This is a genomic window from Sporosarcina sp. NCCP-2331, from assembly GCF_023707945.1.
GTDB lineage: Bacteria > Bacillota > Bacilli > Bacillales_A > Planococcaceae > Sporosarcina > Sporosarcina cascadiensis.
In genome coordinates this window covers 22653-39728 of record NZ_BRCD01000004.1, presented here as the reverse complement: position 1 = coordinate 39728, position 17076 = coordinate 22653, and the positions used below count along the sequence as shown (strand labels likewise).

General features: G+C 43.9%; 22 protein-coding genes. 15 read left to right on the top strand and 7 right to left on the bottom strand.

Annotated features, from left to right (window positions below; genetic code table 11):
• Positions 1-42: 42 nt before the first annotated feature.
• Positions 43-138 (bottom strand): stressosome-associated protein Prli42, encoded by a 96-nt coding sequence (gene prli42 / locus NCCP2331_RS03445; RefSeq protein ID WP_153722389.1) that lies wholly within the window; start codon positions 136-138, stop codon positions 43-45.
• A 124-nt stretch (positions 139-262) separates the two neighbouring features.
• On the opposite strand from prli42, the gene mce reads away from it, so the two are divergent.
• From mce to rnz, 6 genes are all read left to right on the top strand, one after another.
• Entirely contained in the window at positions 263-670 is a 408-nt protein-coding gene (gene mce / locus NCCP2331_RS03440) for a methylmalonyl-CoA epimerase (RefSeq protein ID WP_153722390.1), read from the top strand.
• Between the two features lie 3 nt (positions 671-673).
• A complete protein-coding gene (locus NCCP2331_RS03435) occupies positions 674-2221 on the top strand; it encodes an acyl-CoA carboxylase subunit beta (protein ID WP_153722391.1) in 1548 nt (515 codons plus the stop codon).
• A 17-nt stretch (positions 2222-2238) separates the two neighbouring features.
• Entirely contained in the window at positions 2239-3366 is a 1128-nt protein-coding gene (locus tag NCCP2331_RS03430; RefSeq protein WP_251668532.1) for a M20/M25/M40 family metallo-hydrolase, read from the top strand.
• 35 nt (positions 3367-3401) lie between these two features.
• Positions 3402-3869, top strand: a complete 468-nt coding sequence (locus NCCP2331_RS03425) for a chemotaxis protein CheW (RefSeq protein WP_228551083.1) — start codon at positions 3402-3404, stop codon at positions 3867-3869.
• A 134-nt stretch (positions 3870-4003) separates the two neighbouring features.
• Positions 4004-5194, top strand: a complete 1191-nt coding sequence (locus tag NCCP2331_RS03420) for a DNA polymerase IV (protein WP_153722394.1) — start codon at positions 4004-4006, stop codon at positions 5192-5194.
• A 15-nt stretch (positions 5195-5209) separates the two neighbouring features.
• A complete protein-coding gene (gene rnz / locus NCCP2331_RS03415; protein ID WP_153722445.1) occupies positions 5210-6157 on the top strand; it encodes a ribonuclease Z in 948 nt (315 codons plus the stop codon).
• A gap of 43 nt (positions 6158-6200) precedes the next feature.
• Here rnz and proC read toward each other — a convergent pair whose 3' ends face one another.
• From proC to NCCP2331_RS03400, 3 genes are all read right to left on the bottom strand, one after another.
• Entirely contained in the window at positions 6201-7010 is an 810-nt protein-coding gene (gene proC, locus NCCP2331_RS03410) for a pyrroline-5-carboxylate reductase (protein WP_153722395.1), read from the bottom strand.
• Positions 7011-7098: 88 nt separating this feature from the next.
• Positions 7099-8208: a Trm112 family protein gene (locus NCCP2331_RS03405; protein ID WP_251668530.1), complete on the bottom strand. Its 1110-nt coding sequence runs from the start codon at positions 8206-8208 to the stop codon at positions 7099-7101.
• A 10-nt stretch (positions 8209-8218) separates the two neighbouring features.
• Complete coding sequence (locus NCCP2331_RS03400) at positions 8219-9361, bottom strand: SPFH domain-containing protein (RefSeq protein ID WP_251668528.1); 1143 nt, start codon at positions 9359-9361, stop codon at positions 8219-8221.
• Between the two features lie 189 nt (positions 9362-9550).
• Here NCCP2331_RS03400 and NCCP2331_RS03395 point away from each other — a divergent pair, with 189 nt between their 5' ends.
• Positions 9551-10495, top strand: coding sequence for an MBL fold metallo-hydrolase (locus NCCP2331_RS03395; protein WP_251668526.1), 945 nt, complete (start codon positions 9551-9553; stop codon positions 10493-10495).
• Positions 10482-11237: an SDR family NAD(P)-dependent oxidoreductase gene (locus NCCP2331_RS03390; RefSeq protein ID WP_251668523.1), complete on the top strand. Its 756-nt coding sequence runs from the start codon at positions 10482-10484 to the stop codon at positions 11235-11237. Before NCCP2331_RS03395 ends, NCCP2331_RS03390 begins: the two co-directional genes overlap by 14 nt.
• A 146-nt stretch (positions 11238-11383) precedes the next feature.
• Here the strand turns inward: NCCP2331_RS03390 and NCCP2331_RS03385 are convergent, their stop codons facing one another.
• Entirely contained in the window at positions 11384-11812 is a 429-nt protein-coding gene (locus NCCP2331_RS03385; RefSeq protein WP_251668521.1) for a HEAT repeat domain-containing protein, read from the bottom strand.
• A 149-nt stretch (positions 11813-11961) separates the two neighbouring features.
• Entirely contained in the window at positions 11962-12084 is a 123-nt protein-coding gene (locus tag NCCP2331_RS18375) for a hypothetical protein (protein WP_264879179.1), read from the bottom strand.
• Positions 12085-12208: 124 nt separating this feature from the next.
• Between NCCP2331_RS18375 and NCCP2331_RS03380 the strand changes: the two genes are divergently transcribed.
• The 4 genes from NCCP2331_RS03380 (at position 12209) to NCCP2331_RS03365 (ending at position 14136) form a co-directional block, all read left to right on the top strand.
• Entirely contained in the window at positions 12209-13045 is an 837-nt protein-coding gene (locus NCCP2331_RS03380) for a squalene/phytoene synthase family protein (RefSeq protein ID WP_251668519.1), read from the top strand.
• Between the two features lie 32 nt (positions 13046-13077).
• Entirely contained in the window at positions 13078-13227 is a 150-nt protein-coding gene (locus NCCP2331_RS03375) for a hypothetical protein (protein ID WP_251668518.1), read from the top strand.
• A 50-nt stretch (positions 13228-13277) separates the two neighbouring features.
• The gene (locus NCCP2331_RS03370) at positions 13278-13469 is read left to right on the top strand and encodes a hypothetical protein (protein WP_251668516.1); all 192 of its coding nucleotides are present in this window, start codon (positions 13278-13280) and stop codon (positions 13467-13469) included.
• A gap of 208 nt (positions 13470-13677) precedes the next feature.
• Positions 13678-14136: a helix-turn-helix transcriptional regulator gene (locus NCCP2331_RS03365; RefSeq protein WP_251668514.1), complete on the top strand. Its 459-nt coding sequence runs from the start codon at positions 13678-13680 to the stop codon at positions 14134-14136.
• A 78-nt stretch (positions 14137-14214) separates the two neighbouring features.
• Here the strand turns inward: NCCP2331_RS03365 and NCCP2331_RS03360 are convergent, their stop codons facing one another.
• Positions 14215-14955, bottom strand: a complete 741-nt coding sequence (locus NCCP2331_RS03360; RefSeq protein ID WP_251668507.1) for an NRDE family protein — start codon at positions 14953-14955, stop codon at positions 14215-14217.
• Positions 14956-15217: 262 nt separating this feature from the next.
• Here NCCP2331_RS03360 and NCCP2331_RS03355 point away from each other — a divergent pair, with 262 nt between their 5' ends.
• The 3 genes from NCCP2331_RS03355 (at position 15218) to NCCP2331_RS03345 (ending at position 16982) form a co-directional block, all read left to right on the top strand.
• Positions 15218-15970, top strand: a complete 753-nt coding sequence (locus tag NCCP2331_RS03355) for a DUF2087 domain-containing protein (RefSeq protein ID WP_251668505.1) — start codon at positions 15218-15220, stop codon at positions 15968-15970.
• Between the two features lie 25 nt (positions 15971-15995).
• A complete protein-coding gene (locus tag NCCP2331_RS03350) occupies positions 15996-16352 on the top strand; it encodes a GIY-YIG nuclease family protein (RefSeq protein WP_251668503.1) in 357 nt (118 codons plus the stop codon).
• A gap of 216 nt (positions 16353-16568) precedes the next feature.
• Complete coding sequence (locus NCCP2331_RS03345) at positions 16569-16982, top strand: pyridoxamine 5'-phosphate oxidase family protein (protein WP_251668501.1); 414 nt, start codon at positions 16569-16571, stop codon at positions 16980-16982.
• Positions 16983-17076: the final 94 nt, after the last annotated feature.

The following is a 17076-nucleotide window of genomic DNA, read 5'->3' as shown; positions in this document are numbered from 1 at the left end:
AAAAAAACAGTTCGCATGATTACCATGCGAACTGTCATTACATTAAAAGAGCATGCTGAGACCCATGAACAGGGTGGAAGCGACCATAGCGGCGACCATAATATAGACAATGACTTTTTGAACTTTTTTATTACTCATTCAACTAAACTCCTTACATGTTGAGATAGGTATAGCTTTATTTTAACAGAATTACGTACTTTTACAACTGGAATGGCCGTTCGGAGATTGAATTACTACTATCTGGGCAAAGGGGAAATGCCGCGTGAATAAAGTCGATCATATAGGGATTGCAGTAAAAAATATGGAAGAATCATTAGAATACTACATACATACACTCGGATTGGAAGTTATGGCGATCGAAGAAGTGGAAAGCCAGGGCGTTAAAGTCGCTTTCATTGACGCACATAATGTGAAGATCGAATTGCTGGAACCGATGTCCGAAGCCAGTCCGATTGCCAAATTTATTGAAAAACGCGGTGAAGGGGTTCACCATATTGCTTTTGGCGTCTCGGATATTCGTACGAGAATGCAAGAGTTGAAAGAAAAAGGGGTAAATCTGCTGCAGGATGAGCCGAAACCGGGAGCAGGCGGAGCGGAAGTCGCGTTTATGCATCCGAAATCATCTTATGGCGTGCTATATGAATTATGTGAAAAGACAAAGGGGGAATAAGAGATGGATATTTACGATAAAATTAATGAGCTGTATGACAAGAAACGTGAGATTGAGCTGGGCGGCGGAGACGAACGGATCATTAAACAGCATGAAAAAGGCAAACTTACAGCCCGCGAGCGGATTGAACTGTTAGTGGATGAAGGGTCTTTCGTAGAGTTAAATCCATTTGTTGTTCACCGGACAATCGACTTCGGCATGGACAAACAAGTTGGTCCCGGCGACGGTGTCGTAACAGGCTATGCAAAAATCCACGGCCGTCCAATTTACTTATTCTCTCAGGACTTCACTGTATTCGGCGGCGCGCTCGGAGAAATGCATGCGATGAAAATAGCGAATGTCATGGATCTGGCAGCAAAAAACGGGGCGCCTTTTATTGGGCTGAATGACTCGGGCGGTGCACGTATCCAGGAAGGCGTGCTGTCGCTGGACGGATACGGTGAGATTTTCTACCGCAACTCGATTTATTCAGGTGTAATTCCTCAGATTTCCGTCATTCTTGGACCGTGTGCAGGCGGCGCCGTCTATTCACCTGCGATTACAGATTTCGTCATTATGACGGACCAGACCAGCCAGATGTTCATTACCGGACCGAAAGTTATCGAAACGGTGACAGGTGAAAAAATCACTTCAGAGGGGCTCGGCGGAGCAAAAGTCCATAATACGATTAGCGGAAACGCGCATTTACGTGGAGCAAACGAGCATGAAGTATTGGATAAAGTCCGTGACCTGCTGTCTTATTTGCCGCAGAATAACACGGAAAAGACACCGATCCAGCCTTATGAAGAACAAAATGACTATCGCGAAGATTTAGCGGATGTAGTGCCATTCGAAACTATCCGGCCTTATGATGTGCGTAAAGTATTGGAGCATGTTGTCGATGAAGGGTCATTCTTTGAAATACAGCCGGAGTTCGCAAAAAACGCTGTTGTCGGCTATGCACGGATGAAAGGCGAAACAGTTGGATTCGTCTGTAATCAGCCGAAAGTAATGGCTGGCGGATTGGATATCGATTCCTCTGATAAAATTGCGCGTTTTATCCGCACTTGCGATTCATTCAATATTCCATTGATCACGTTTGAAGACGTAACGGGTTTCTTCCCTGGAATCAAACAGGAGCACGGAGGAATCATCCGTCATGGAGCAAAGATTCTTTATGCATATTCGGAAGCGACTGTTCCGAAAATCACATTAATTTTGCGTAAGGCATTTGGCGGTGCGTATGTAGCTTTGAACTCTAAATCAATCGGTGCAGACGTTGTTTATGCCTGGCCAAATGCAGAAGTTGCGGTAATGGGAGCAGAAGGCGCCGCGAACATTATCTTTGCACGGGATATTGCGAACAGTGACGATCCTGAAGCGATGCGCACAGCTAAAATTGAAGAATATCGTGAAAAGTTTGCAAATCCATACGTTGCTGCTTCCCATGGTATGATTGATGATGTAATCGATCCGCGTGAAACTCGTATTAAATTACTGCAGGCACTCGAAATGATGCGTAATAAACACGAAGATCGTCCAAAGAAAAAACACGGAAATATACCTCTATAAGTAAGGGAGTCTTTTTGGTGAATGAACAGCGATTGCTAAATGAATTTTTAGAATTAGTACAGATTGATTCTGAAACGAAGAATGAACGCCAGATTGCAGATGTATTGAAGAAGAAACTGGAAGCACTCGGTTTTGATGTAACAGAAGATGATACGAGCAAGAAAACAGGACACGGGGCAGGAAACTTGATTGCCAATTTGAAGGGATCAAATTCATCGGCAGACCCTATTTATTTCACTTGTCATATGGATACTGTCGTCCCTGGACGGCAAATTAAGCCTGTCGTAAAAGAAGACGGCTATATCTACAGTGACGGTTCAACCATTTTAGGTGCGGATGATAAAGCAGGAATCGCCGCTTTGCTGGAACTTGCGAAAATCCTTCAGGAACAGGGCAACAAACATGGAGATATTCAGTTCATTATTACAGCAGGCGAAGAAAGCGGTTTGGTCGGAGCGAGAGAAATGGATCCGAAGCTGTTGAAAGCTAAATATGGTTTCGCAGTCGACAGTGATGGAAAAGTAGGCGGCATCGTTACCGCGGCTCCTTACCAGTCGAAACTTTGGACGACAATCTATGGAAAGACAGCCCATGCCGGTGTGGCTCCTGAAAAAGGAATCTCCGCGATCACTCTCGCTGCGAAATCGATAGCGGGAATGAAGCTTGGACGGATCGATGACGAGACAACAGCTAATATCGGCAGATTTGAAGGCGGTAAAGCGACAAATATCGTTTGCGAGGAAGCGTTCATTCTTTCAGAAGTGCGCTCGATCAATCCTGATAAAATGCAGCAGCAAATCGATCTGATGACAGAAAAATTTGCGTCTACTACAAGTACACTCGGCGGTAGAGCGGAGACGAAAACAGAGCTGATGTACCCCGGTTTTAATTTATCCGAAGATGAGCAGGTCGTGCAAGTTGCGATGGAAGCTATTCGAACTATCGGACGCGAGCCGAACATTATGACGAGCGGCGGCGGAAGCGATGGAAATGTATTTAACGGTATGGGAGTCCCGACTGTTACTTTATCTGTCGGATATGAAGAAATTCATACCAAAAATGAACGTATGCCTGTCGAAGAACTGAATAAGTTGGCAGAATTATTACTGGAGATCGTACAGCAGACATCTAAGAAAGCTGACTGATCCTTCAAACCCACTGTATGAAAGAAGGGGCAACTATGCAAACTGTTATTGTGCGGACTGGAAATGAAGAATATGCGCTGCCTGTAGAATCAGTTGTTTCCATAGAGAAACTTGAATACATCACGCCGATTCCCCATCTGCCTGAATACTTACTTGGTCTGATGAAGGCACGAGGAGAATTGGTGCCAATTTTAGATTTCAGTCAAATTCTATATCATAAACCTACTCCGCGGGACGAAGAATCACATGTCGTGGTGTTAACGACGAATCAGCTGGAAGTCGGGCTGCTAGTACTAGACGCAAAAGAAATTTTGGAGCTGCCGGAAGAAAAACTAACTTCTACTGCGCTGAAAGCCTATTCCAAGACGCCTTATTTCACTACAGTCGCAAATCTGGAAGACCGAGTGATTACGGTTATCGACCCGGATATTTTGGCAACTTCACTTTCAGGCATGGATGAAATTTCGGCTTATATGAAAGAACAGCGCCAGTCAGCAGAATAAGATCAAGATCAGCAAGATGATGAATACATTCAGCAAGTGACATAGACTTTGAAAAAGTGGCAGGCTGAAGCTGGTTTGCCATTTTTTTCTGTTGATTCAGCCGCTCGATAAATTAAAGAAAGAATGGTGTATATATGATGGAACTCACTTCAGCGAGTCCGCGAGTCATCATGCATCTTGATATGAACAGTTTTTTCGCTTCAGTCGAACAAGTGGCTGATCCAAAATTAAAAGGAATTCCACTTGCTGTAGCAGGTAATCCAAAAGAACGACGAGGCATTCTTGTTACTTGTTCTTATGAGGCAAGGGCATATGGAGTTTATACTACGATGACTGTAGGGGAAGCGAAACGGCTCTGTCCTCAACTGACAATTGTGCCGCCCCGTCATGAGCTTTACCGCCAAATGTCTGATTCGGTGTTTGAAATTCTGCGCAGCTACACAGAATGGGTCGAGCCTGTATCTATAGATGAAGCCTATATCGACACGACGGAGATCGGCGGGCTGACAAATGCCTTTGATTTGGCATCAGAAATACAGCTGCGGATTTTGAGAGAACTGGATCTGCCGTGCTCCATCGGAATCGCGCCCAATAAATTCCTGGCCAAAACCGCTTCTGATATGAAAAAACCGATGGGCATTACCATTTTGCGCAAGCGGCAGGTTCCGGAGATTCTGTGGCCGCTGCCGGTCATTGAAATGCACGGCATCGGCAAACGAACGGAAGAGAAATTGCAGAATGCAGGCATTAAAACTATTGGAGATCTGGCAGCAGCAGAGAAAATTACAATTGAAGGTTTATTGGGGAAGAATGGTGTTCGCCTGCAGAAACGTGCCCACGGAATCGACACACGTCCAATTGATCCTGAAAGTGCGGATGAGCGCAAAAGTATCGGTAGTTCCACTACTCTGCCGATTGATCTGACAGAACTTGATGAGTGTATCCCGATTTTTGAACGTTTGGCGGTGAAAGTAGCAAAGCGGCTGGAGGCCAAATCGCTAGCGGGTGTGACTATTACGATACAGATTCGCTATTCGGACTGGCAAAATACATCAAGAAGCCGAACGGTTCATCAAGCGGTCTATGCAGCGGATGATATTACCGCCGTCGCGTTGGAGCTATTTATAAGACACTGGAACAATGAACCTGTCAGGCTGCTGGGTGTAACAGTCGGAAACGTAATCGAACGGCATGAAATGGTTGAGCAGCTGACATTTGATAATTACGAACAGCTGGAAAAAGAATTTCAGATGGATCAGCTTGTTTCAAATCTGACTGAACGTTTCGGTGATGGGGTTATTAAAAAAGGATGGTCAAATAAGTAGGAAGGAGAGAGAATGATGGATATTGAATTTTTAGGCACTGGAGCTGGCATGCCGTCAAAACAGCGCAATACATCTGCTCTTGTATTGGATCTGACGGATGAAAACAGAGAAAACTGGCTGTTTGACTGCGGTGAAGCAACACAGCATCAACTCTTGCACAGTCACATCAAACCGCGTAAAATCACGAAAATTTTCATTACTCATCTGCACGGTGACCATATTTTCGGCTTGCCGGGGTTTCTCAGTTCCCGCGCATTTCTGGGAGGGGTGGACCCTGTTGATCTATACGGGCCTGCCGGCTTGAAAGAATGGCTGGAGCATACGTATAAAGTGACAGGAACGCATCTTCCTTACAAGCTGAATATCCATGAAGTAACAGATGGCCTGTTGTTGGAAAGCAATGAATTCAGAGTATATGCGAAAGAGGTTCAGCACGTCGTCAGGAGCTTTGGCTATCGAATTGAACAGAAAGATTTGCCCGGCACTCTGCTGATCGACAAGGCTGTTGAGAAAGGTGTGCCAAAGGGTCCGCTGCTGCAAAAGCTGAAGGATGGACATGATATCCTATTGGAAAACGGCATTACAGTTTACAGCAAGAATGTTACAACTGAACGAAAAAAAGGGTTCATCATTACGGTGATTGGCGACACATCTTACTGTGAAGCTGCTGTTGAACTGGCTGACTGTGCAGACATTCTTATTCACGAAGCGACTTTTACGAATGAATACGCAAAAGGCGCAAAAGAGTTCGGACATTCCACTATTGTGGAGGCGGCAACGATTGCCAAACGAGCACATGTTAAAAATTTGATTGTCAATCATATCAGTGCACGTTTCCTGCCGGGGGAGATGCCAGAATTTCTGGCGGAAGGGGAAGCGGTATTTCCACATCTATCGATTGCAGAAGACTTTATGCGCTTTCAATGGAAAAATAATGAGTTGACTTGTCTGACTAAAAAATAAGCAGCCTGGCCCTGAATCAAGGGACTGGCTGCTTATTTTTTCATTAAGATAATACACCTAATTCACGTGATCTCGCTTCTGCACTCTTGATACAGTCTGCGATCACCGATTTAAAGTCGTGACTTTCCAATGCCTGCAATCCGGCTGCCGTCGTGCCTCCGGGACTTGTCACATTCATGCGCAGAGTACTCGGTTCTTCACCAGTAGTTTTCAACATGGCTGCAGCCCCTTCAAGCGTCTGCAAAATCAATTCGCGTGCAACAGCCGCCTGCAGACCTTGTGCAGCCGCCGCCTCTTCAAGCGCTTCGACCAAATAATAAATATAGGCCGGGCCGCTGCCGGAAAGGGCTGTGACGATGTGGAGTTCGTCTTCATCCACCACTTTTACAATACCGATCGCACCCAGCAGGTTCAAAATCGACTGCTGCATCTCTAGTGAGACTTCTTCATTGAATGCGATTCCACTTGCTGATTTACCGATGGTTGCGGAAGTGTTTGGCATGGACCGGGCAATCGGCCGTTTCCCAAGACCCTTTTCAAAAGTATCGATTGAAGTACCGGCTATAACAGAAAGAATAGCTGTGTTTTCTGTAAGCAACGGCCGGATATCCTGCATAACCTGCTGAATATCTTTCGGTTTAGTTGCCAATACCACTAAGTCGATTTCTTTCATGAATGAACGGTCTTCACAAACTTTCGTAATGCCGTATCGTGATTCTAAATGACAAAGTCTGTCAGAGTCTGAACGATTCATGACGTAAACTTGTTTTCCAGGCAGTACTTCCTGTTCCACAATGCCGGCGATAATTGCTTCCGCCATCGATCCGGCTCCTACAAATAAAATCTTTTCCATCTCTATCCATCCTTACTGCTCGTTCATTTTTAATTTCACTGAATTATGTCATGTACGTAACTGAATGTCAAACAGGCAGGACGTTCTGTCAGCCTTGGGCAAACAGATAGATGATAAATATAACAATCAGGACACCAATTGAAACGAGCGCCACTTTTATGAAACTGATTGGATAATTGCCTGATACTTTTCCTGACTGTCCATTGACGATAAACTGATATACTTTTTGATTGAATTGGAAGGAAGAGATCCATAAAGGAAGCAGCAAATGTTTATAGGTAATGTCTGAGTAATCAGTAGAAACATTGACTACTTCCACAATATCGCCCGCTACGCTGCCTTCAATTCCGCTGACAATTCGCTGTTCCATATAGTTCTGTGCTTTTTTAAATCCTTGCTGCAAGGAGACCGAATAGCGCTCCGCTAAAAAGCCGGACATATATTCCGTTTTATAATCAGTTAATGCGTCCAGCTGAAAAGGCTGCACTTTTTGCAGCAGCTTTGCATCTACAGTAGTCGACGCTTTGATTAATACGTCATCAAAAAACTTTCGGTAATTACCGCTTTGCTGGTGCCATCGGATTTTCCGGACTTGTTCCGTTACGGTTTTAGGTTTGCCGTCTTCATATATGGTACGTGTTTCAGTTACATAATAATAGTTTCCTACCCGGACGACATAATGAGAAAAGGTCTTGCTGTCATACGTCCAATAGGGCAGGTAGGCGCCTGAAATTTTATTCAGACGGTAGGTTTCTTTTAATTTCGAAGGTGCAAAGAAATGCCCCTTGATCCAATCCCGGAATTTCGCATGCGCTTCTTCTTTGGAAACATGGAAAGGAATGACTAGTCCCGGTGCAATGCCTGCATCATGTTCGGTCACAGCGATATGCGAGGAGCCGCAAAATGAACAGAAATCTGCCACAACATTTGCGTCAAGCACGGATTCCGCCCCGCAGTTACTGCAGGAAAATACCCGGACATCATCTTTCCATAAATGGTTCAGATCGGTGCCGGCTTTTTCGAAGTCCAGTTCGACATTCTGATCAAATGTGGCTTCGATCGGGATTTCGTGACTGCAGAAAGGGCACTTTAAACTGCCTGAAGCAGGATCAAACTCCGTATTGCCGCCGCATGAAGGACATTTAATATTTTCTGTGTCTTCTTTTAAAGCAGTTTGCTGGTCATCAAATGAAGTCACGATTCATCCCTCACTTTACGTCTAACGTTTCTCCGCAATCTGCACAAAACTTTGCATTCGGCAGATTGGCGTGCGAACATTTCGGACAAATTTTTTCTTTAATTTGCGCAGTGCCGCATATACTGCAGAATTTAGCGTCTTTCGGAAGGGGTGCTTGGCAACTGATGCATGGCACTTTTTCTGTTTCCGCAGACTTGCCGCACTGACCGCAAAACTTGGCGTCAGCATTTAACGTCGCCTGACAATGTGGGCAGCTCTTTGTTGGTGCCGCCGGCTGTGCAGGCTGGTTATTCGGATTCATGGCATTGGCCATTACCTGACCCATTGAGACACCGGCACCCATGCCCATCCCTGCTCCTGCCAACCCGCCGCCTGAGTCATTTTTTGCTATATCCCGGATCGCTTCAGCAGCCTGGTATTGCTGATACTGCTGCATATTGCCGAGTACGCCCATCGTTGTCCGTTTATCCATTGCTTCCTCGACTTCTTTTGGAAGCGAGAGATTTTCTATATAAAGCCCGGTGATCTCGAATCCGAATGAAGCGAATTTCGGACTCATCTTCAGTTTGCCCTGCTCACTTAATTCGTCGTAATGCATCGCGAGATCAAGGGCCGGAATCTGAGACTCTGCAAATAAGTCAGACAGCCCCGAAATAATCATTTTTTTCAAATGGCCTTCCACTGAATTGGTATCATATGAACTGTTCGTTCCAAAAAGCTCACGCAGGAACACGACCGGATCGGATACGCGATACGAATAGATTCCATAACCGCGAAGACGGATCATTCCAAAATCCTGATCTCGCATCATGATCGGATTGGAAGTGCCCCATTTTTGATCGATAAACTGTTTTGTATTGATGAAATAGACTTCCGCTTTAAAAGGTGAATCAAAACCATATTTCCAAGACTTAAGTTTTGTCAGAATCGGCATATTTTGTGTATAAAGAATATGGCGGCCGGGACCGAATACATCTGCCAGTTCGCCTTCATTGACTATGATTGCGACCTGTGATTCTCTGACTGTCAGTTCGGCTCCCATTTTGATCTCGTTATTATGAACAGGGAATTGATAGACTAGCGTATTGGCATCCTGATTCTGCCATTCTATTACTTCGATAAATTGGTTTTTGAAAAAATTGAAAATACCCATTACTATCCCTCCATATAGACAATGTATTGCATAAATCGCTATTTCTTGTAGTATAACATACGGTGGATAACGATTTAGGTTTCATTTCTGTGTGAATTATTTAACAAAATGGAGGAACGATGCGTGACGCCTTCGTTAAAAGAGAGTACAATAGACTGAACAGTCATTCATTTATTAGGAGGAAATTGTATGATAGAAAAAATAATTACACCTACGCCTTTTGCGGTAGGGGATGTCAATTGCTTTTTATTGAAAGGCGATGCGCTGACATTGGTTGATGCAGCAACAAAAACACCGGAGGCGCATGAAGTGCTGCGTCTGAAACTGAAAGAGCTCGGCTATACATTCAGTGATATTGAGCAAGTATTCGTTACACATCACCACCCCGATCATTGCGGCTGGATTGAAGCGTTCGACCGTGCAGAAATACTCGGCCATCCTTATTTGAATTACTGGCTGTCGCGTGATCAGGAATTTCTGGATCGGCATGATCGTTTTTACGAACAGAATCTTCATGAAGAAGGCGTCCCTGAAGAGTATTTGAAATGGGTGAAACGTTTCCGCCGTTCAGTCGACTTGATGGGCAATCGTCCGGTTGACCGGATAATGGGCGAGGGAGATGATCTGCCGGGTCATCCTGGCTGGAAAGTGCAGGAATCTCTCGGTCATGCACAAAGCCATCTGTCCTTATTTAATGAAAAAGAAGGCATTTTACTCGGCGGAGATCTGTTATTGGAGAAAGTTTCATCGAATCCGCTGATAGAACCGCCGTTTGAGAAAGAGCAGGGACGTCCTAAAGCTTTACTTCAATATAATGCATCACTTTCCCGGCTGTTAGATCTGCCGGTCCGCATTGTCTATGGGGGACATGGCGGAGAAGTGCTGAACGCTTATTCGTTAATTACAGAACGTCTTCAAAAACAGGAGGACCGTGCGATGAAAGTTCTGGGCATGCTGAAAGAGCAGCCGCATACTGTTTTTGAGCTAACTAAACGTCTATTCCCGGCAGTCTATGAAAAAGAACTGGGACTGACATTGTCTGAAACGATCGGCCAGCTGGATTATTTAGTCGATAAAGAACTCATTGACGAAATATTGGATGACAACGGAGTTCATCAGTATGCCGTCAGATAAGGTCATTTTGATCACGGGTGCGACGAGCGGTGTCGGTTTTGCATTAGCGAAACGGCTTGCCGGTGTGCCGGGTTTGCATATTATGGCAACTGGGCGTAATGCACAGGCGCTCGAGCATCTTAAAAAGCTTGGTGTCGAAGGGTTTTGTGCAGATCTTCGGGATGTGGAGCAGCTGAATTGGCTCGTATCACGTATTGGTAAACCAGACGTGGTTGTTTTTTCTGCTGGAGTGGGGAAATTTAATTTAGCCCACGAGGTTTCAGATGGAGAAATGGAAGCGATGCTAGAGACGAATGTACTCGTTCCGATGCAGCTGACGAAACGACTTCTGCCTGCCATGATGGCACGCAGAAGCGGACAGTTATTATTCATTGGCTCACAGGCGGGAAAGGTGGCTACCCCTAAAACGTCTGTGTATGCTGCGACAAAGCATGCATTAATCGGCTATACGAATGCACTGCGGATGGAAGCAGCGCCTTATCAGATTGATGTTTCCGTAATTCATCCAGGACCGATTGACACGCCGTTCATCGATTCAGCGGATCTAACGGGCAGTTATAAGCAAGCGCTCGGGGCCCGGCTGCTGTCGGTGGAAAGTGTTGTGCACTCTATTATGGAGTTGATCAGTCAGCCGAAACGGGAAGTGAATCTGCCTAAAATCATGGGTCTGACGAGTAAGTTATATGCCCTCGCTCCTTCAGCAGTGGAACGTCTCGGCCGGTCTTTCTTTTATAAGAAGTAATCGAAAACAATAAAGATAGATGATCAAAGGGCAGAAGCATTGTATTTTGATAGTAGTTTCCATGAACCACGCCGTAAATTAAGAAAAGCCATTCCCTCCATTAAACGGAGAGAATGGCTTTTCTTCATTAATTGTAAAACTGCTGATTACAGTTTAGCCCAGCGTTCTTCTAACCAGTTCATAAATTGTGCACCTTTGTCACCTTCATAGGCATCAAAGACATCTAAGCGCATACGTTTCAGTTTATCCGCAAAGTCTGCTGCAGTATGATCCTTCGGCAAGCTCTTTTTCACCCGCAGGAAAATTTTGTCTGTGCCTTTGATAATATCAAAACGTGCAGGCAACGGTTTGTCTGCGTCTTCACCAAACGCCACCAGTGCTTCGTAGGCTGCTAATTGCACCTTGTTGACGGTATCATGCTGCATCCGATTTTTTAATAAATCTATGACTTTTTCATGTTGATAAGCCGATAACGTTTCGACTGCATCTAAACGCTTTCGCCAGCTAGACGTATAATTGGCCTGTTTTTTTAATGTTTCATACTGCTCAGGTAATGCTGTTTCGAATTGCTTCAAGTAATGACACCTCTTTTTTATACTAAGGGAAAAATGAATTCTCCTTCTTTTGCTATTTCTATTATACGTTATCTGAGTGAAAATAGCGATGAATGGCCGGTTAGGAACCATATAGAAAATGGAAACTAACTGCATTCATGTGAACCAGTTCATAAGTATATACTGGCCTTCAGCAGATCCTGCTCACTTTGATTATTATGTGCAGCTTGCTGCTCGCACTGGCATTCTTCAGCAAGCTGAATCTCCCCACAAGGATATTCAGCTTTTTTCATTGGATTTTGACAATCCTTTCAAAACGACTTAATGTTAGAATGAATGATATAATGTAAAAATCTATTTAAATATTGTCATACTGAATGCAGAATTACGCACAGTGATTGATGGAGGGATTTTGAAGTGAAAATGGACACGAAACTACAAAAAGAAGCAATGAAAGTATTGAAAGAAACGAGCCGTACTTTCTTTATACCTATCAAACTCCTTGAACCAAACGTAAGAGAGGCCGTAGCATCAGCTTATTTATGCATGCGTGCGATCGACGAGATAGAAGACCATGAAAAAATTGAATCAGCAGACAAAATTGTGTTGCTTAATGAAACCTGTACGATACTCGAGAATAAAATTGCGGAGAACGCACCGATTCAACCTGCGCTTGATGAACTGTATTCGCCATACCGCTCGCTGCTGCCCGAGGTCACTCTTCGTCTGGCTGACTGGGTGGAATTCTGTCCCGAAACGGTAACCGATAAAGTGCTTGAATCGACTGCGATTATGGGCAGAGGTATGGCGAAATGGGCAGAGAAGGACTGGATAGTCAAAACCCGTGAAGATTTAGACGATTATACGTATTATGTTGCCGGTTTAGTAGGCGTCATGCTGACAGATATCTGGCGCTGGTATGACGGCACGGAAACAGACAGGGACCTGGCGATTGGATTCGGCCGCGGTCTGCAGTCCGTCAACATTCTCCGCAACTATAAAGAAGATGCGGAACGCGATGTGGATTTCTTCCCGAATGACTGGAAACTGCCGCAAATGTTCAGCTATGCGGAAGAAAATCTCGAACTGGCAGACAAGTATATTACAGACATTGAGACAAAAACGATACTGAACTTCTGTAAAATTCCCCTCGCTTTAGCACACAGTACATTAGATGCACTGAAAGAAGGACGGGAGAAAATGTCGCGCACGGAAGTAGTGGCAGTTGTCAATAAAGCGATGAGGTCCAAATAGAGTTACCCGATCCGGCAGAATGGAGGATGGCGATGTTTGATTTACTCATTATCATGTTTGAGCGGGTCGAGATGATCATCGCTGTCGCTTTCATTTTGACGCGGTTTCGACTTTTTCAAAACATGGTCTATCAGGAGTTACTGGATCGCAGACAGCAAATGACTGCGATTCTCTTTTTTTAGTCTGTTCGGTATTTTTGAAGAATTACTGGTTTCCCGGCACGTTCATGCTGATGGCGACGACCACCTACATCCTGAACGCGGCCATTGGATTTGGATTGCTGATGAATGTTTCGTATATAGGTGCCTCTGTCATCTCGATCTTCTTAGTAGCCCTGTTCTTCTACTCCGCTTTGAAAGCTCGTGCCGCACAGATTCCGTTAGAAGAAGACATTAGCGGATGGAGAGCTACCGCGGCCGAATAAATGATTTGTCATCAGCCTGCTGAACGCAATAATTCAGCAGGCTTTTCTATGCCTGCAGTCCAAAAGTTGAGTATGTAAAGCCTTTGTTTATATGATAGACTGAGTACATCATTACTACTAATTACAATATTTATTACTTACTTCTCTAAAAGTAACTAAATACTTTAAAAGTGTATTAATACACTTTTAGTGTAAAAGGGGTGCTTAGGTGAATAAACAGACCGTGATTGATTTAATACTTCCACGATTGAAGCTGGTTCGTACGGAAATGAATTATACGCAGGATCAGATGGCGGAGATATTGGGGATTTCAAAGAAGACGCTTGTCCAATTGGAGAAAGGCCGCCAAGAGCTGAGCTGGACGGTTGCGGCTGCGGTTTGTGCGCTGTTCCGGGAAAGTTCGTTATTGCGGTCAGTCATGGGGGATGATCCGGTAGAATTGGCGGAGATTGCTGTGCATCCGGTGATTCATTCACGCGAGATCGGCTCTGCAGCTGCGGTTAATTGGTGGACGGAAGTCGGTCAGTGGCAGCAATATCGTCTGCAGCAGCATACTGCAGGAGGACATTACCGGATTATCGAAGCTGGAGGAAAACGTCTTTTCATTACGGGGGATAAAGAAATAGCATTGGCTGAATTTAAAAGATATATGGATATAGTGATGTGAAGATGGAAATATAATGATTTTATTGGTATATGAAAATAGTATAAATGTGTTATAAAGATAACAAACCCGGCCGCATATTTATGCAGTCGGGTTTTCAATTTTAAAGCTGAATTTTTGTGCTGTGGCAAATACACCGTTTTTGAATGTTCGTTCTTCAAAGTATACTTGATCTTCTGAATCTACCAGCAGGACTGTCGTGCAACGGGTGCCGTATTCTTTTGAAGCGATGAATATGGAAGACAGCATACTTTCCAGTTCTCCTCCGACACCTGTGTCCGGCAATTGCTCAGATGGAAACCTTTCTGCGCGCTGCATCATATTAAATAAAACATCTACATCAATTTCATTTGTGCTTTCTGCATAATCGCATAGAAGTTTTTTTACCGCTTCCGTTTTCGGCCACGGCGTATTCATGAAGGCGTTGCTCAGACCATGTGTGCCGTTTTTTAGGTGTTCGGTTTTCTGTTCGATGTTGGAGTAATAGTACAGTTCTTCACTGGATCCCACCAGCACATTGAACCCGCTGTATTCAGGTGTTTCATTCGATTGGAGATAGGAAGAGACGATATGCCCCCGTGACTGCCCGCCGGTTTCAGGAAGAGAGAAATCACGGTAATTTGTCAGAGCTGCGATCTTTCCCCGCTTATTGATGCCGAGCCATGTGCCCATTTGCTCCAGGTCGCGTCCTGCCAGGATATCAGGATGATCCGGCCAGAAATCAGCAGGGGCAGTCGGCCGATTGTATGTTTCGTCGCGGTTTGCCATCATAATAAGTTTATATTTAGAGTGTTTTTGTAATTGAAAAGCCAATAAACACATGGTTCTCAGCCTCCGTGTTGTGTATTTTTGGTTAGTGTACCATGAGCCTTCTTGTTTGGCGAGTTGTGCCAGGCTGTTTCTAATTATAAAGCAATTAATGCAAATTATTACTTGTTTTGTTTGTTATTAATCAAACAAGCGTTAGATGTGTTTGTATTTCTTGTTGACGTTTCCTCATAAGAAGTTTAATATAACAGATATAAAGTAAACGAGTATATACTTTGTTTGCTTTAATTCAAATATTAAATGGATGTGTTTGCATATGGAGCTATCAGCGCTTTTTTGGAATTCTTCTTTATCTGAGATGAAGAAAGGCTATATCGAACAGGAGGATACTTATATTTGTCTGCTGTGCGGTACGAAAACAGAAAAAGGAATTATTTATCCTTATGAGAATATGTTTTATGATGCAGAGAGATACATGAGAATTCATATTGAATGCACTCACTGTTCTGTATTTGATTATTTGACCGGGTTAGATAAGAAGCTGACGGGTCTCACAGATCACCAAAGGGACCTTCTTCGTCTATTCTATCGGGGGAAGAGTGATAAAGAGATTCAGCAGGAACTTGAAATTGGAAGTCTTTCTACAGTCCGGCATCATCGGTTTGTATTAAAGGAGAAAGAACGGCAGGCCAAGACATTTTTAGCCATGATGGAACTGCTGAATGAACGGGACGACCTCGCCCCGGCTTTCGTGCATCCTCATACTACCGCAAGACTGATCGACAGCCGATATAATATTACGGAACAAGAGCAAAAGGAAACGATTGCAAAATTCTTCATTGAAGGAAGCGGCGGTCCCATTAAAAAGTTCCCCCCGAAGGAAAAACAACGTCTGATTGTTCTACGGGAGATTGCAAAACAGTTTAGTCCTGAAATTACCTACAATGAGCAGGAAATAAATAACATCTTGAAAGCTATTTATGAAGATTATGTGTTGATCAGAAGGTATTTAATTGAATATGGATTTTTGGATCGTGCACAGGACGGAAGCCAGTATTGGCTAAAATAAGTTAAACGAAGGCAGGAATGGCAAAATGGATCGAAAAAAAGAATTGAAACAGATTTATAAGGAGACTACAATTGAAGCTGGTGTTTTTCAAATTAAGAACAATGCCAATCAAAAGGTTTTCATAGGAAGCACACGGAATTTCAAGACACTGAACGGTGTGAAATTCAGTTTGGAAACGGGCGTTTATATAAATGAGCAGCTTCAGAAAGATTGGAAAGCATTTGGCAAAGAAGCTTTTCAAATAGATATCTTAGAAACACTGGAAAAGAAAGAAAGTCTCTATTTTAATGAAAAAGAAGCGCTGGCTGATCTGGAGAATAAGTGGCTCGAAAAACTTCAGCCGTATGGAAACCGAGGTTATAATTCCAAAAAACTTTCTTGATTTAGGCTCATCCTTTTCTTTTGTTACGGCCAATCAGCCTATTGAGCATCATGTAAATTGTTCTGCAGTGTACCAAACAAGTTATCCTGGACAGACTTTGGTGAAAATCCTGAGTAGTTGTATGAAGTACGCTTTAATGTACCGCGGCTTTCTTCCATTGTTTAAAAATAGTTCGGATGGGAATAGTAGAAGTAATCGCGAAAGGAGCGGATGCAGATGACTGCAAAAGATACTGTGAAGAAAATTCTTGACGAAAGTTTCATCGGGACAATGGCGACGGTGGACAATAATAAGCCATACACCCGCTATATGACATTTATGAATGATGGATTGACCCTGTATACACCCACTAACAAAAAGACTGAAAAGGTGGATGAGCTGAAGGATAATCCTTACACGCATATCCTGCTTGGCTATGATGGGGAAGGATTCGGAGACGCATTTGTTGAATATTTGGGACGTGTCTCCATTTCATCCGATGAAGGACTGAAAGAAAAGATGTGGAATGACCAGATGAAAAACTGGTTTGAAGGACCTGATGATCCGAATCTCGTGATTTTGAAAATTGAGCCTGAATCAATCCGCCTGATGAATAAAAAAGGACAGCCGCCAGAAGATATTACGATCTGATTGGCATAGGAACAGCCGACCTGCAGAGGTTTGGCTGTTTTTTTACGCCTTACATGATGTTGCTGCGGAAATAGGCAGCAAACCCGCTAATTCC

Bases quoted from the DNA above. Each gene is read 5' to 3' on its own strand.
- prli42 (WP_153722389.1), bottom strand. From the start codon at position 138: ATGAGTAATAAAAAAGTTCAAAAAGTCATTGTCTATATTATGGTCGCC.
- NCCP2331_RS03395 (WP_251668526.1), top strand. From the start codon at position 9,551: ATGATAGAAAAAATAATTACACCTACGCCTTTTGCGGTAGGGGATGTC.
- NCCP2331_RS03345 (WP_251668501.1), top strand. From the start codon at position 16,569: ATGACTGCAAAAGATACTGTGAAGAAAATTCTTGACGAAAGTTTCATC.
- rnz (WP_153722445.1), top strand. From the start codon at position 5,210: ATGGATATTGAATTTTTAGGCACTGGAGCTGGCATGCCGTCAAAACAG.
- NCCP2331_RS03370 (WP_251668516.1), top strand. From the start codon at position 13,278: ATGGCGACGACCACCTACATCCTGAACGCGGCCATTGGATTTGGATTG.
- NCCP2331_RS03375 (WP_251668518.1), top strand. From the start codon at position 13,078: ATGTTTGATTTACTCATTATCATGTTTGAGCGGGTCGAGATGATCATC.
- NCCP2331_RS03360 (WP_251668507.1), bottom strand. From the start codon at position 14,955: ATGTGTTTATTGGCTTTTCAATTACAAAAACACTCTAAATATAAACTT.
- NCCP2331_RS03390 (WP_251668523.1), top strand. From the start codon at position 10,482: ATGCCGTCAGATAAGGTCATTTTGATCACGGGTGCGACGAGCGGTGTC.
- NCCP2331_RS03425 (WP_228551083.1), top strand. From the start codon at position 3,402: ATGCAAACTGTTATTGTGCGGACTGGAAATGAAGAATATGCGCTGCCT.
- NCCP2331_RS18375 (WP_264879179.1), bottom strand. From the start codon at position 12,084: ATGAAAAAAGCTGAATATCCTTGTGGGGAGATTCAGCTTGCTGAAGAA.
- NCCP2331_RS03400 (WP_251668528.1), bottom strand. From the start codon at position 9,361: ATGGGTATTTTCAATTTTTTCAAAAACCAATTTATCGAAGTAATAGAA.
- NCCP2331_RS03420 (WP_153722394.1), top strand. From the start codon at position 4,004: ATGATGGAACTCACTTCAGCGAGTCCGCGAGTCATCATGCATCTTGAT.
- NCCP2331_RS03435 (WP_153722391.1), top strand. From the start codon at position 674: ATGGATATTTACGATAAAATTAATGAGCTGTATGACAAGAAACGTGAG.
- NCCP2331_RS03350 (WP_251668503.1), top strand. From the start codon at position 15,996: ATGGATCGAAAAAAAGAATTGAAACAGATTTATAAGGAGACTACAATT.
- NCCP2331_RS03355 (WP_251668505.1), top strand. From the start codon at position 15,218: ATGGAGCTATCAGCGCTTTTTTGGAATTCTTCTTTATCTGAGATGAAG.
- proC (WP_153722395.1), bottom strand. From the start codon at position 7,010: ATGGAAAAGATTTTATTTGTAGGAGCCGGATCGATGGCGGAAGCAATT.